Below are 15,680 nucleotides of genomic sequence, written 5' to 3'. Positions count from 1 at the left end.
AGTTATTCTGGCTTCTGTGCAATAACTAGCATATTTCCGGCGTTATTTGTTTGTGAAATCAATTGAATAAATCCATCTTTAAAGTCTGTTTCCTTGAATCTTTCTTTAAGGTAAACACCTAAGTTAGCATCATATTTAGAGGTTGATTGAATCAATTTTTCAATGTAACTAACATCCAATGAGCCATTGGGAGTAAGAATTTTAAGTAGCTCAAAGCCATGTTTATCTAGCAGTATTTTAATACTTTTGGGATTAAATAAATTGATGTGACCAGGTGGCAGAAGTTGAACATGATCTTTACCGGCTATTTCCCATTCAAAGCTAGTGGTGTTGGGAGTAGAGAAAAACCAATATCCGCCTGGTTTTAACAAGCTATATACTTTAGTGCAAAAAGCATCTATTTGATCTATGTGCTCTATAGTATCCCACAAAGAAATACCTTCGTATTGCATAGTTCCGGGTAGATTTTGCAACCAATCATTATATAAAGTTACCTGCGGAAATCTTTTGCTCAATCTTTCACAGGCATCCTTGCTAGGCTCACAACAACTGACATTGAGCTTAGTTTCAGCGCGGTTTAATGCTTCAATAAAAATACCAATCGCACTGCCTATATCTAATAAATTCCCAGATTTAAGATGTTGATGAATAATCTGAATTCGATAATCAAAAATCGGGATGCGATTTTCAAATGAGTCAGCAAAAAATTGATTCTCAAACTCGCCCATTTCGCCGTTGTAATAACAATTTAGCTGTTCATGATTTGGCATAGGGTTGCAAAAAATTTGCTGGCATTGGCGGCACTTATCCAACTTAAATCCAAATTTTTCCACATAGAAAAAGATATCGTCAGAAAGGCAAATAGGGCAGGTACTGGATTGACAATTTGTATTGGCAATATCATGGCAAGCCAATGCAGATAATTGCATCATCTCCATAAGCTTTTTTTGCTTGGTTTGAGTGTGTATTTTATCAAACGTAATTTTGTTCATTGGGTTGCTCACTTACTGATAATTGGCCGCCAAACCTTGGCGTGCTCATGACCATGTAAGGTGCCATCAGTATTACATCCGCTGCAAGGCGCACATGTTCTAGAGCCATTTAGCAACTTTCGTCTATATTGGTTGTAGTAGGGTGACTTCCAGATTTTAAGTAGAGATTGGTTGGTCAAGTTACCGAACTTTACTTTGTGATTCCAGTCTTGCATGCATAGTAATACGTCGCCATTCCAATCTAAAGTTAAAGAATAAGCCGTATAGTAACAAGGGTGTTTAACATCAATTGGCGCTTGGTCTCCAACATTTATCATGCCTGCTCTGTTGGTTAGTTTGAGACCAAAGCTATCTTCTTCATTGTGCCAACGGTCGCGCAAGATGAAGCGAGATTTTTCAATGTTACAGGCTGCAAATTTCTTATTAAACTCTTCAACTTGATGTTCGCCATCATACATACTGACAACAAAATAATCTAAACCGGCCTCTGACAATTCGGTAATTTTTCTTTCATTAAGAAAGTCTCCGTTGGTAACCATTTCAAGTCTGCAGACGTCTTTAAAAATAGCTACCAACTTGGTAAATTTTGGGTGCATCATAGGCTCGCCAAATCCAGAAAACACCACCACACCTTTATACTCCAACGATCTTAATTCGTCTGCAATCTTTTGGGCTAAATTCAAATCCATATGCAGATGTTGGTTGGGATATTGTTGTTCGTCAACCCGAGGACAAAAAACGCATTTACGATTACACAACTCTGTTGGATTGATATCTATCCAGCTAAAAAGTGGTGTATCTTCTATTATTTGCACGTCATCGATGTAAACCGATTTACGTCTCAAATTTGTTTTTGTTGCTTCGTTTAACATTTTTTACCTTTTTATGCGTTTCCCAATTTACATGGGGGGTTATCTATTGTTGAGAATAAATAGCCCATCTAAATTTCTGAATCCCTCATCATTGTATTCACAGTGCAGCATTTTGGTTGGGTGCTTGGGATCGTTAAAGTAGTTAAATGCGCCACCAAAACCGTCAATGAATTCAACCCCAAATTTTTGCTCGCGAGCGAATGCATTGGCAATCACTAACACTCCATTGTCAGTCAATAACTGGCTACAGTTTTTCATGACTTGATCCAAATGCGGTAGGATATACCAAAGTAATTGGTTGAGAACGACTACATCATATTTTTTTATATGAGTTAGTGTTGCTGTGATATCGCATACTTCAAAAGTGAACTCTGAAAACTGTTCTTTCGCTTTAGTAATAGCAGCCTTGGAAATATCCCATCCAGTATAACTACTTGTATAGATTGAGTTAAAATGATTGCAAGCATACCCAAGTCCACAGCCAATCTCTAAAACTTGAGATGCCTTTTTTGCTTCGATATATTTTGCTATACGACTTCGTGAACTGAGATAGTAGTCTGCCGACTCACCAGTGGCAGATTGATCCCAAGGGTCTTGTTCATTTTTGTAATATGCTTCAAAATTGCCCTTGAAGCTCAGGTTTCCTTGAGTATCAGTCGCAAATACATAGTCCTTAGATGGTAGGCTTCCAGTCTTGTTTTTGACGTTCAAAATGTATTTCCTCTTGTGTTCTTTATAAGTTATCGACAAGGTGTGTAAAAACCTAAATTAGTATAATTTTAGAAAGAAAATATACTGTTTTTATTGTGGGGTAATTTCAATTTTCCAGTTTTAACTACAACTTATTAAAGTTAAAATTTTTATAAAAATTCAGTGGTTTGGAACAAACCCCTATCACCTTAGTTAAGTTGGTATAAAATTCACATTTATAAATCTCTACTTTAGCTTAGATTACTGTAAAAATTCTATCCTCATTCACACCCAACTCGACTAAGTTTCTCTTTGCAGATTTGCAGTGTTTTAATGTCGTAATTAAAAAGATTTCATCTCCTGTATCTTCAATATGCTGCAATGTAATTATTTTTTTATGAAATTTCCGTGAGAAAAGTTTTCATGATTAGGCGAGATATCTATAATGGCAGCTATATTAAGCTTGTTGATGAATTCATATCGATCGATAAAACCTTTTGTTTCTGTGCCTGCGGAATAAATATAAATTTTCCTTTTTTCTATAGACTGAATTATGTCTAATAGGGCGAAAACTTCTTTGAAATTCTTATGTTTTGCGTGCTTAACTTTGCTCGTGCTTGTTTTTCTAATGTCAAATATATGCAGTTCAAAAAAATTAAATCCTGGAAATATTATTTGTGAATATAAGTTTATCTTAATTATTTCAAGCTTAGATTTTATCGAAATTATGCCTAGACAATTTGCGCTTGCTTCGGTGATAAATACTCCATCTTTATATATGGTGCTATCAAAGTTTATTGCTAAATGTTTTGAATATATTGTATGTCGCGTTGGAGCAACGTCAGTTATGATCTTAATATTTTCTTGAAAAACTTCGTAGCCAAGTGTCTTTATGTCTTCAACAAGGTTACAAATTGGGAAAAGTAATGATAGAGGAAGTTCGTTTTTCTGTTTGTTTTTTTTTGCGTCTGGTTTTGAGAAAGCCAACGCGGATTGTGTGCCATGAGATACTATGTTAGCTAAAGAGGCAAGCATCTCACGTTCAAATTTTACTTTTAAAAAGGAACAAATGCTTTTAATACAATACTCAGGTTTTAAAATGAAGTCTTCATATTTCACAATTAGTACATTATCCGTATAGTGCTTAACTGTCTCGATGATGTTTCTTAAGTCATTTGCCGCAGAGGGGTATCCAATCCCCGTTCTATACAATGAATGTAAAAGCGAGCGAGGATCACGTATGAGAATTATGCTCGGTAATTGAGGGTATGTTTTGTAAAGAGGTGCAATATTGTTTAAGTTGGTTTGCCCGATGTATTGCAAACCACATTTTTTATCTTTTTTGTCCAGTATCAAAGATGAGTTTAGAGCCTTTAGCGCATCCCACCATTTCGAATCATCAGGTATCTTATTAACGTTTATATCGTCTACTTCTGCAAATCGGTGGTATTGAAGACCTGGTTCATTCATACCGCGCATCCAATGGCATTCGTCTGAAAGGTATAATTCACTATGACTATTAATCATATTTTGAAACATTGTTGTACCGCAACGGCCCAGGCTCAGTAGAGCAAACTCATTTAATTTATAATTCATGTTTAATTGCTTGAAATTTCTTCGTCGAAATATACTCTCGAAAGAATTCATTCTTATAGTCAAAGCTAAATATTAATGAGCCTCGCTCACCGTTATTACTGATGTTCGCATCGATGTAATGATTGCTATCGTAGAATGCACAATAGCCGGTAAAATCAACCACTATCTCGCTGCTCGGGTTCTCGAAAGTACTAACTAAGGGTAATTTAAACCCTTCTTTTACATAGTACTTGAGTTTAATCGTTCTAGCTTTGTGTTCACATAAACATGCTTTTATCGCAAGTTTAGCCGAGTAATAAGCTGAATTAATATAGGGATGTTGTGAGCCATCCCAAGGCAGTGAGATTATTTGAGCTAAACTGCTAGGTGAACTTTTTTGGCCGCCTGCTTTAGTATAAATATGTAAATACTGCTCTTTAGTTTTCGGTTTGATATAGATGATGGCAAAGTCTTTATCATCAATGTCTTCGATGCCTTTAAGCTCATTGCCAGTTTGCACATCAATACAATGTACTTCTATCCATGAATAGTGAGTTGTCATTGCACGCACTGCAGACTGTCTGAAATCATGACAGTCCGTCATGATGTACATTTTTTTATTTTCTGAAAACGTTCGAAATAGTTTGACCTCTCTGACTTCATTTTTGTAATGAGAGTTATCGAACATCTTAACCTTCAGTGACAAAGCTAATTTGATTTTTCTCAGCGTTGCTGAAAAAAAACGTAGTATTTCGAATAAATTTTGGTTTGAGAACGAAAGCTTTGTAAAAACAGCATTTGCATAATTTACCGTCCCATACATATAGTAAAACAGCAGTGAGCGGCCTGACTGATATGATTCAAACAGCAACTCTTTCTGGGTATTAATTAAGTTGTTAATATCTTCAGGCGCCGAAATTTCCTGTTCGACTAAGTTCTGTAGTTGCTGCACTTCTTCAAGCATTAATTCATTTGAAAACTGCTTTTCATATTTTTCGATAAAGTGGGTACTGTACTTGGTTGAGAAAACCTTTTTATGCAGTTTTTCCAAAGCATGGTCACGCTCATCATTGCTCGCCATGATGAGTAGATTTTCTATCATAAGAGGTGTGGTGTTTTTTATTCTGGCACCATCGCTACAATTGTAGAAGGTTTGTTCTTTTGGCTTTCGGTGGGTGACTTGCTCGATGATCTGCCGTGATACTTTAAACTCATGCTTAGTATTTACCTTAGGACTAAAATTACCTGGTACAACAAGTGAGGTGATATTACCGGCTGAGTAATCATAGGTTTCATTGCCATCTTCTTGGTAGTAACCTGAGGACTTTGAATGATGGTGGTTTACATCTACAAAACCTAAATCGACCCCCATTAGGTAAATATGGTTAAAGCCGAGTACGCTAACGATATTCGTCACAAAGTTACTAACAGTAGGGAAGGATTGCTGAAGTACTTCGAAGTGCTGTTTTCCCAGTACACTCAATGCAGAAACTGTTGATGATTCCCCCTCTTTAAACGCGATCAGTACATCTTTGTATAACTCGCATGTGTCTGGGTGAATACCATTGCAGGAAATAAGCGTTATTTTCTTTAAGTAGTCTAAGTCGCCTATCAAAACAGGCCAATCGAAAGTACTGCGGTTTTGCTCAATTTCGGCGTGGAAGTCTGGCGTGATGCCATTTTTATATAAAGCTTGAAGGGCAGTACCACAGCTAATCACGATAGCTTGGTCACGCCATTCTTTGATTGCCTCAATCGACATATCTAAAGACGGTCCATTGCCTACGATAAAAACAGGAACTTCTCTGTCTTCATAAGTTAGGAATTGCGATGGGGTATTCATCAATAACGGGTAATCACGTCGGAATCCTTCTTTCATGTGCTCGATGCCGTAATAGGCATGATCGAAGTATTCTCCCATGGAGATAACCACTTGAAGTTGCTCCCTGAGCTGGGCAATGGCGCTATTGAGCGAAGCGTTGTAATAGCTTTGGTAAAAATAGGTATTATTTAAAATATACGGGCCAATGGAATGAAATTGGTTTAACAAGTCATTGAATAAGTGAGTGCCGTCATCACCTACATTTAAGTATATGCGTGCATCATTAGCTTCTACTTTTACAAAGATGTCCTGCCAATCTATGGCAAACAACGACGCGTAAAAAAAGTCAGGATTGGGCTCACACACAAACAGCTTTTCCACCGTATGCTCGTCCAGCAATTTTTCCAGCTGATAACCAATACCCAGGCCAAACATGATGATAGAAGCTATCGTTTCGGGCAATTCACCCACTTCTTCTTCAGCTTCTTTTAAAAGTTCTTGGGTCTCGTTTACAAACTGATAATGGACATAGTGCGCGAGTTTGGTGCCTTTATAACCAAGCACTAGGCCATCTTTATTTGGTTGCTCGTTAAAATTCTCAAAATTCAAAATGCAGTCTTGCTTAGGTGAGTTACCGTACCAGGTATACAACCCCTGAGATTTTAGTACGTTAACCTCTTCAGACTGATTTTGAATTGGTAACCAAGTCTTGGGTTTGTAGTCTTTGTATTGCTGATAAATATTCGGGAAGTATTTTTTAAATGCACCTAGGTTCTGTTTAAATAGCGCACTTTTGGGGGACACTTGGTGGTGCGCATTCAAATCTAGTTTAGGCGTCCAGGATGGCACGTATTCTAAATGACTCTTCTCTTGCGTGATGGTAAAGCCGTTATTGCTAATATCTTCCCAGCTACGCGTGCAGATATCCTGATGAATCGAATCAAACACCTGCTGATTATAGTGCTTATAAACATAAAAACGGGTTAAGGAAATGTGTTCCCTAAGCTCATGTATATCAGACAATAAGTCTCTGCCGTCTTTCTCTATTTGAATGAAAAGTGAAGTCCCTTTTGCTTTGGCTAAAGCAAAAATATCAGCCCAAGGCGTGGCCATGGTTGAGCATTGAAAGTACTGCACTTCAGGTTCATAGATAATGAGGTTTTTGATTGTTCGCGCTTCAAGTAATTGCTTTATGTGCAAACCGATGCCACAGCCCAGTACCACTAAACATTCCACTTCATCTGGCATTGGCCCTAAGGCTTGCTCCGTCTTAAAGCTTTCTAGTTGGGTAAAATCAAATGGGTCTGTGAGCGTATCAGTGTGCTTTAATTGCATTTTAGTATTGTGGAACTCAACACTCGGGCAATGCTTAAGTGACTGCGCTACCTGCTGATTTATTTCTTCTTGAGGGTGAAACCCATAAAATGTTCTGCCTATTCCATAATCAACGATATTGGTTTCGCCCCACTTATTAATAAATAAAGATAAGTTTGAAAGCTTAGAATCTTTGATCAGCGGAAGAAGGGAAGGAATGTTGCGCTGAAAGGCATTAAAGCTATTGCTGCGTGTTTCAACAATGTTTTTAGCTAATGCATCATCTAATGCGGCTTGTTTTTCTTCATCTTTCTCTAAGTGCAGGCGAATATTTTTTAACATGGTTCACTTATAGTCACGGTTGTTATGATTATCAGTAGCGATGGTTCAATTACTCAGTACTAAGCGTTTCAATCAATAGCGCTGGGATACTAGTCGAAACGTCATTGGCACAGGATTAATCGCAAATTTAGCAATAACTGGGCCGTTTTACTGCTAATTATTTGACACAAAGTCTACATAAGCATTTGATGAAAAGACAGAAACCTAGAGCCTCATCATCAAACGCTAAATATTCGCGCTAGAATTGGGCTAACGAATAGACGCAATTTCTCCCAAGTATTGATGTCGATAGAGAGGTATCGTAAAACATACTTTTGTACTGCTTACTTTTTAACCCATATTTTGCTACTCTCAATTCAGGTTTTAAGAAGTTGTAGAGGTACAATTTCTAGGAGAAAAGTATGATTAATCTAAATACAGAGTCTAATTCATCTTTGTTGCAACAAGTTCAGCAAAGGCAGGAGTCTATCTTTGAGAAGCTAGCTTCTGGAAAAAAGGTCAACAGTGCCGCAGATGGAGCCGCTGCTCAGCAAATTATTGACAGGTTGACCTCGCAAGTTGAAGGCAACCGACAGTCGGTAACTAATGCTTATGATGGCGTGTCCTTAACGCAAGTCGCAGAGAGTGGGTTATCCGGTATTAATGATGATGTAAGCCGAATTCGTGAATTGTCAGTACAGGCCGGTAATGGGATTTTAAGCGACTCCGATCGCCAAGCCATTCAAGTGGAAGTGACTCAGTTACAAGAGAATATATCTCAAACGATTGAGCAAACTGAATTCGGCGGTAAGTCACTACTCAGTGATGCCGGCACTATTGATTTTCAAATTGGTGCCAATGCAGGGCAGAAAATCGGTGTGGAGACTCAAGACGTTGCTGCAAGTTTAACTGATGTGCTAAATGTAGACTTAAGCACAGCGCAAGGCGCCGAAGAAGCATTAACCGTTGCAGATGAAGCGGCCGAGTTTGTTGGTGCCGCTAGAGCCGATTTGGGTGCTACGCAAAACCAGTTTGAGAGTGCAGCACGTAACTTAACTCAGGCAAATGTGAATGTTGCTGCAGCCCGAAGTCGTATTCAAGATACCGACTACGCGCAAGCAACGGCGGATAGCGCTGCAGCCAATATACTTGGCCAAGCGAGCATTTCAGTGCAGGCTCAAGCAAATCAACAGCAAGGACAAGTGCTTAGTTTGTTAAATGGTTAATAAACAAGCTGCGAGAAACTAAAGGCCATTCCGGCCTTTTTTTATGCTGTTTTTTTGTACGTTTTGAATCACTTTCGACCTAGCTTTTAGTAATAGATGATTTTTTTAACTCCTTGTTATACATGGTATTTATTTTTAATTCTTGTAACCTTTAAATTTAGCGCTCATTCCTCTATTGCTAATCACCAATGAATGGTTAAAATTAAAACCAGAAGTAAAACAGTTAATTAACACGAAAATATTGAGGGATGCATGAGTAATATTCTGATTATCAGTGGGCGACCCACGCTCGGGCATAATCTGAACACCATATTGACCTTTCTCGGTGAAAGCAGTAACGCTATCGCATTCGAGCAAGCCGTCAGTACTCTTAAATCTCATCCTGTTTTTGATGCTGTATTGATTGATGCTCTGAATATTGAATTAGCGGGTGAGCTGTGTGATAAATTTCCTCAGCAGCCCTTTATTTTAGTTGATAGCAAAGACCCAAATTTTAAGTCTGGTGCCAACCGAGTAGGAGCGGTGGATGAAGCGGTAACCTACCCGTTGCTAACGCAAATGTTACACCGTTGCCAAGAGCATCGCCGGATGCAACCCAACCGCAAAACTACGCCGCAAAATAAAACAAAACTGTTTCGCAGTTTGGTGGGCAAAAGTAATCAAATTCAAAGTGTAAGACACCTTATTGAGCAAGTTGCGCCGACTGACGCAAACGTCCTTATTCTCGGTGAATCAGGTACTGGTAAGGAAGTCATTGCTCGTAACGTACATTATTTGTCTAAGCGCGGTACAAATCCTTTTATTCCAGTAAATTGTGGGGCCATACCTGGCGAGTTGCTAGAAAGTGAACTATTTGGTCACGAGAAGGGAGCATTTACTGGCGCTGTGAGTTCTCGCAAAGGCCGTTTCGAATTGGCCGAAGGCGGCACTCTATTTTTAGACGAAATCGGCGATATGCCTTTGCAAATGCAAGTGAAACTGTTACGGGTATTACAAGAACGCACTTATGAACGGGTAGGGGGAATGAAGCCTATCCGCTGTGACGTTCGAGTTGTCGCTGCAACTCATCGGAATCTTGAAGAGATGATTGAGCAGGGCCGCTTTCGTGAGGATCTATACTATCGCTTGAATGTTTTTCCTATCGATAGCCCTGCATTACGCGAACGCCACGAAGATATTCCTCTTCTTTTACAGGAACTTGTTTCACGCATGGAGCGAGAAAACGCTCAGATAAAATTTACCGAAAATGCGATGAAATCGCTCATGGAGCACAGTTGGGCGGGTAACGTTAGAGAGCTATCTAACCTTGTAGAGCGCCTTATGATTTTATATCCCAACCAATTGATTGATGTCGGGGACTTACCACATAAATACCAGCATTTAGATGCTGATGATTATGAGCCTGACTACCCAGAAGAACTACTTGAGCGCGAAGCGCTTAACGCCTTGTTTTCAGCTGACGCAGAAAGTGACAGTGACGAAAGCTCCGACGAGAGCAATAATTCTGCTGAGTTACCCCCAGAGGGGATTAACCTCAAAGAGTATATTTCAGAGATGGAAGTCAGCTTAATCTCCCAAGCATTGGAGCAGCAGGACTGGGTCGTTGCTCGCTCAGCTGAAGTGCTAGGAATGCGCCGAACCACCTTAGTAGAAAAAATGCGGAAATACGATATTAGCAAAGCTTAGCTGCTCTTTTCGAATATTCGCATACCCTCCCTTCGACAAAAAAATGACACATTTATTTCAGTAACCAATTGATTTTTGGTTGATATTTTATTGGCATAGGATGTGCTTACCTAACAGCTGTATTCAATCTGTCTAAGTTTTGACGTGAGGAACATATGGCATTAAGTAATTTACAGACCCAAAACACTACTCAGGCACCTTCTTCGATAGGGGCTGTCATATCGTTCTCAAATTCAGTTGATGGAAATAGCACTTCCTCGCTTGGTTCAGTAGACACCACACAAGACATTCAGGCTCTGCGTCAACAAGCCACTAGGTTGGAACACTTATTACAAGTGATGCCCGCAGGTGTTGTAGTCATTGATGGTAAAGGCTATGTCAAACAGGCAAATCATTTGGCTAAATCGCTGTTGGGTGAGCCATTAGAAGGGCAAGTGTGGCGCAATATCATCAAGCGCTCCTTTAAACCTCAAGCTGATGATGGGCATGAAGTGTCCTTATTTGACGGTCGCAAAGTAAAATTGTCTATCACTCCCTTGGTAAACGAACCGGGTCAGCTTATTGTACTGACGGATTTGACTGAAACGCGCCAACTTCAACAACGCATCGGCCACCTGCAAAAATTGTCTTCTTTAGGCAAAATGGTCGCCTCACTAGCTCATCAAATTCGCACACCACTATCTGCAGCTATGTTATATGCCGCTAACTTATCCAGCGGTGATTTGGCTAAGGAATCTCGTCAGCGTTTCAGCGATAAATTGCTCTCTCGTTTACGTGACTTAGAAGGTCAAGTAAACGACATGCTATTGTTCGCCAAGAGTGGTAACGAGCAAGTGCTGGTGGATATTTCTCTTGAAGACATGATGCGTGAAGTGAAAGCTGGAAGTGAAGCCATGCTCAACAAGAGTGGCGGTATTTTAGACATCATATTACCCGAGCCAAATATTCATTTTATTGGCAACAAGACCGCTTTAAGCGGTGCGTTGCAAAACTTAATTCACAACGCGCTGATTGCCAAACCAAACGGTGCGCGCATTGTTTTTAGTGCTCAAAGAGATGACCTGAAGCCTGATTGCATGCGCTTAACAGTGACTGATAACGGCCCCGGTATTCCCAAAGACAAGCTTGACCATATATTTGAACCGTTTTTTACCACTCGTAGCCAAGGTACAGGGCTGGGATTAGCTGTAGTTAAAACTGTTGTGCAATCTCATCAGGGCGAAGTCAGTGTTTCAAATCTAGCCTCTGGCGGGGCATGTTTCACTATCGTGCTGCCCATATTAACGCGAACCGCAGATGAGGGCTTATCCGCTGGAGCAACAAACATTCACGCCCAACAGGCGAGGAGTTAAATTTATGTCTAAAACAACGATCCTTATTGTCGAAGATGATGCAGGTTTGCGTGAAGCTTTAGTCGACACGCTATTACTAGGCGGATATAACGTATTAGCTGCGGACTGTGCAGAGCGCGGTATGATGATGATGAATGAAGAAACCATCGATTTGGTCGTGAGCGACATTCAGATGGGCGAAATGAGTGGATTATCGCTATTACGCAGCTTAAAAAATAAATACCCGAATGTTCCTGTGCTATTGATGACAGCCTATGCCACCATCGACGATGCGGTAACGGCTATGCGTGATGGCGCAACGGATTACTTGTCAAAGCCCTTCGCTCCAGAAGTATTGCTGAATTTAGTAGGGCGTTATGCGCCTGCGCAAAAAGTCCTTTCATACGACCCTATTGTTGCTGACCCTAGTAGTGTCAAGTTACTGCAACTCGCCCAACGAGTCGCGCAATCTGATGCAACCGTTATGGTACTCGGGCCAAGTGGCTCAGGCAAAGAGGTGTTAGCCCGATACATTCATGATCAGTCGTCCCGGGCGGATCAGCCATTTGTGGCAATAAACTGCGCGGCTATTCCTGAAAATATGCTTGAGGCAACCTTGTTTGGCTACGATAAAGGTGCCTTTACTGGTGCTATTCAGGCGTGCCCGGGCAAATTCGAACAAGCCCAAGGTGGTACTATTTTGCTTGATGAAATCAGTGAGATGGATTTAGGTTTGCAAGCTAAATTACTGCGTGTACTCCAAGAAAAAGAAGTAGAGCGCCTCGGTAGCCGTAAAATGATCCCACTGGATGTGCGTGTTGTGGCTACTAGCAACCGTAATATTCGCCAAACGGTAGACGATGGTTTATTCCGTGAAGATTTGTATTATCGCCTAAACGTTTTCCCGCTAACGTGGGCTCCCCTTGATAAACGCCCAGGAGACATAGTGCCATTAGCGGAGCATTTAGTGGCTCGTCATCGCAGTAAGCAGGGAGCTAGTGCCCTTGGCTTTTCCTCTTCAGCGCGCAGTAAAATGTTACAGCATAGCTGGCCTGGCAACGTACGAGAATTAGAAAATGTCGTGCAAAGGGCGCTCATTTTATGTGATGGCGAAAAAATTGAAGCAGACGATCTTATGCTTGAATCGATTGAAAGTGAGTTAAACAATAACCATGAACAAATTATTGAAGATGATGAAAGTAAATTAGGTTCGGAGCTTCGTCAGCAAGAGCATCAAATTATCCTAGATACCTTACAGTCTTGCCAAGGACGCAGGAAAGACGTAGCGGAGCGGTTGGGCATCAGCCCGCGCACACTACGTTATAAATTGGCTAAAATGCGCGAAGTAGGCATTGAATTACCAGCCTAATCCATCTCACAAATAATGAAAATGTAAGCGTTGGTTCTGCACTATGGCTAGCGTAATACCGCAATTGACCGCCTAAGCGATAGGCGGTTTTTTTTATCCCTTAAGCGTACCTCGCATTCTTTTACTTCCGTTCACTGGTCTATTTCGATTGATACTAACATAAATCAGTAAACTTTAGTTTTATGTCAATAAACCGTCATGCCTTCACATCTTACTAAAATCAATATAAGCCATTGAATTATATAGTTTATTTTTGTTGGCATTAACTTTGCTTTTAACTGGTTGAGACCGAATACCGTCATCTCATCAATTCGCCAGGAGCACATCATGGATATCAAGGCACAATCTCTTTATCAAGACATGCAAAGCATGGCTTTACAAAGCAAAGCAGGTTTAGGTGAAATCAATCCAGCCAGCCTGAATGGTATCCAGGTCAATCCATCAGGAGAGAATTTTGCCGATATGCTTGGCCAGGCTATTGAGTCAGTCAACACTATGCAGTTAGACGCTAAAAGCCAAGCAGAACGCTTTGAAATGGGAGACAAAAGTCTCAGTTTAGCGGATGTTATGGTAGCGAAAGAAAAGTCTAGTATAGCGTTTGAGGCCACTATTCAAGTACGTAACAAAGTACTCGAAGCCTACAAAACTATTATGAACATGCCGGTTTAGGAGCTAACTCGTGGCAGAAGCAACAGGTACAGAATTGGCAATGAGCAATGCCGGCGCGGATCCATACTCAAGTGGTTCAGAAGCAGAGCAAAAATCTGGTTTTATGGATTCACTTGGCTCCACCGACATGGTTCGTCAACTGACACTTGTTGTGGCCTTGGTCATATGTGTAGCGATAGCGGTGTTTATTATGATTTGGGCTCAGGAGCCTGATTATCGACCGCTTGCGAAGATGCAAACCCAAGAGTTGATTGAAGCGTTAGATTATTTTGACCAGAACCAAGTGGATTACCGCCTAGAAGGTAATACCGTTTATGTCAGCGCTGATCAATATCAAAATATTAAATTAGGTATGGCTCGCCAAGGCCTAAGCCAAGGCGTGTCTGAAGGCACCGACATCATCATGCAAGATATGGGATTCGGTGTAAGCCAACGTGTTGAAAAAGTACGTTTAAAGCACGCGCGTGAACAGCAATTAGCGCGCACATTGGAAGAAATGAGCGCGGTTACGCGTGCTAAAGTATTACTGGCTTTGCCTAAAGAGAACGTATTTGCTCGCCGTGAGAAAAAGGCCAGCGCTACCGTTGTCATAACCTCAAGACGCGGTGCGGTAATGGGCAATGAAGAAGTGAGCTCAATCGTGGACATCGTTGCATCTGCGGTGCAGGGTTTAGAGCCTGAGCGAGTCACAGTGACCGATAGCAATGGGCGGCTTCTCAATTCTGGCTCACAAGACAGTGAAGCAGCAAGAAGTAAAAAAGAGTTTGAAATGGAGCGTAAGCGCGAGACTGAGTACTTACAGAAAATTGACTCTATTTTGATCCCCGTTCTTGGTCTGGGTAATTATACCGCTCAAGCTGATGTGACCATGGACTTTACCGCTGTTGAGCAAACCAAACGCAGTTACAATCCTGACTTACCTGCTGTGCGCAGTGAAATGACAGTAGAAGACAACAGTGTAGGCGGCATGTTAGGTGGTATACCTGGGGCATTGACTAATCAACCCCCGCTCGATTCGAACATCCCCGAAGAAGCTAGCGCAAGTAACGCACAAACGACCGTGCCAGGGCGTAATCATAAAGAAGAAACGAGAAACTACGAGCTAGATACCACCATAAGCCACACAAAGCAGCAAACTGGCGTCATTCGTCGCTTGAGTGTGTCGGTAGCGCTTGATCATGTTTCGACAGTAGGTGAAGACGGCACGAGTGCACTTGTTCCTCGTTCGCAGGCTGAATTACTTGATATCCGCCGTTTGTTGCAAGGGGGGATAGGTTTTGATGTTACCCGCGGTGATTCACTCGAAGTTGTGAGCATTCCTTTTAGCCGGGAAGGTGAGGTAGCGTTAGAAGAGCTGCCCATTTGGGAAGACCCTAAATTTATGCCTATCCTGAAGTTAGTGATTGGCGGTTTAGTGATAATCGTGTTGCTTTTGGCCGTGGTTCGTCCGATGCTACGTAAACTTATTTACCCTGAAGAGACCACCTCAAAAGATGAGTTCGATGCAGATGAGGGGTTAGACTTAGGTGATGAAACCATCAGTATGTTGTCGCAAGAGTTTGATGACTCACAAGTTGGTTTTGCCGCTGACGGTAGCTTTATGTTACCTGATTTGCACAAAGACGAAGATGTACTTAAGGCTGTTCGCGCATTGGTGGCTAACGAGCCAGAGTTGTCTTCGCAAGTGGTTAAAAACTGGTTGTTACAAGACGAATAATCTAAGCAGCGCGCATCTAAGTTACGAGTAAGAGATAAACATCATGCCAGATGAAAATACAGCACCAGCAACAACCGGAACTGCAGAAAGCGGTTA

General features: G+C 41.0%; 11 protein-coding genes. 6 read left to right on the top strand and 5 right to left on the bottom strand.

All coding sequences use genetic code 11. From position 1 onward, the window contains the following. Positions 1-2: 2 nt before the first annotated feature. The 5 genes from GMES_RS12360 to GMES_RS12340 all read right to left on the bottom strand — a co-directional run bounded on the left by GMES_RS12360 (position 3) and on the right by GMES_RS12340 (position 7,607). Positions 3-992: a class I SAM-dependent methyltransferase gene (locus GMES_RS12360; protein ID WP_006993041.1), complete on the bottom strand. Its 990-nt coding sequence runs from the start codon at positions 990-992 to the stop codon at positions 3-5. Between the two features lie 8 nt (positions 993-1,000). Continuing rightward, positions 1,001-1,864 (bottom strand): radical SAM/SPASM domain-containing protein, encoded by an 864-nt coding sequence (locus tag GMES_RS12355; protein ID WP_006993040.1) that lies wholly within the window; start codon positions 1,862-1,864, stop codon positions 1,001-1,003. Between the two features lie 39 nt (positions 1,865-1,903). Further along, positions 1,904-2,575, bottom strand: a complete 672-nt coding sequence (locus tag GMES_RS12350) for a class I SAM-dependent methyltransferase (RefSeq protein ID WP_006993039.1) — start codon at positions 2,573-2,575, stop codon at positions 1,904-1,906. A 366-nt stretch (positions 2,576-2,941) separates the two neighbouring features. Next, a complete protein-coding gene (locus GMES_RS12345; protein ID WP_039987366.1) occupies positions 2,942-4,150 on the bottom strand; it encodes a sulfotransferase in 1,209 nt (402 codons plus the stop codon). Continuing rightward, entirely contained in the window at positions 4,140-7,607 is a 3,468-nt protein-coding gene (locus GMES_RS12340) for a 6-hydroxymethylpterin diphosphokinase MptE-like protein (RefSeq protein WP_006993037.1), read from the bottom strand. The genes GMES_RS12345 and GMES_RS12340 overlap by 11 nt, the downstream gene beginning before the upstream one ends. Before the next feature lie 401 nt (positions 7,608-8,008). Between GMES_RS12340 and GMES_RS12335 the strand changes: the two genes are divergently transcribed. The 6 genes from GMES_RS12335 (at position 8,009) to fliF (ending at position 15,584) form a co-directional block, all read left to right on the top strand. Next, on the top strand, positions 8,009-8,812 hold the full coding sequence (locus tag GMES_RS12335) for a flagellin N-terminal helical domain-containing protein (RefSeq protein ID WP_006993036.1): 804 nt from the start codon (positions 8,009-8,011) through the stop codon (positions 8,810-8,812). A 252-nt stretch (positions 8,813-9,064) separates the two neighbouring features. Beyond that, positions 9,065-10,498, top strand: coding sequence for a sigma-54 dependent transcriptional regulator (locus tag GMES_RS12330; protein WP_006993034.1), 1,434 nt, complete (start codon positions 9,065-9,067; stop codon positions 10,496-10,498). 155 nt (positions 10,499-10,653) lie between these two features. Continuing rightward, the gene (locus GMES_RS12325) at positions 10,654-11,850 is read left to right on the top strand and encodes a sensor histidine kinase (protein ID WP_006993033.1); all 1,197 of its coding nucleotides are present in this window, start codon (positions 10,654-10,656) and stop codon (positions 11,848-11,850) included. Between the two features lie 4 nt (positions 11,851-11,854). Continuing rightward, complete coding sequence (locus GMES_RS12320) at positions 11,855-13,198, top strand: sigma-54-dependent transcriptional regulator (RefSeq protein ID WP_006993032.1); 1,344 nt, start codon at positions 11,855-11,857, stop codon at positions 13,196-13,198. Positions 13,199-13,525: 327 nt separating this feature from the next. After that, positions 13,526-13,867: a flagellar hook-basal body complex protein FliE gene (fliE, locus tag GMES_RS12315; RefSeq protein WP_006993030.1), complete on the top strand. Its 342-nt coding sequence runs from the start codon at positions 13,526-13,528 to the stop codon at positions 13,865-13,867. Between the two features lie 10 nt (positions 13,868-13,877). Next, positions 13,878-15,584: a flagellar basal-body MS-ring/collar protein FliF gene (gene fliF / locus GMES_RS12310; protein WP_006993029.1), complete on the top strand. Its 1,707-nt coding sequence runs from the start codon at positions 13,878-13,880 to the stop codon at positions 15,582-15,584. Positions 15,585-15,680 lie beyond the last annotated feature (96 nt).

It is taken from the genome of Paraglaciecola mesophila KMM 241 (assembly GCF_000315015.1).
GTDB classification, from domain to species: Bacteria; Pseudomonadota; Gammaproteobacteria; order Enterobacterales; family Alteromonadaceae; genus Paraglaciecola; species Paraglaciecola mesophila.
The sequence above is the reverse complement of the archived record's forward strand: the minus strand, read 5'-3'. Positions and strand labels throughout refer to the sequence as shown.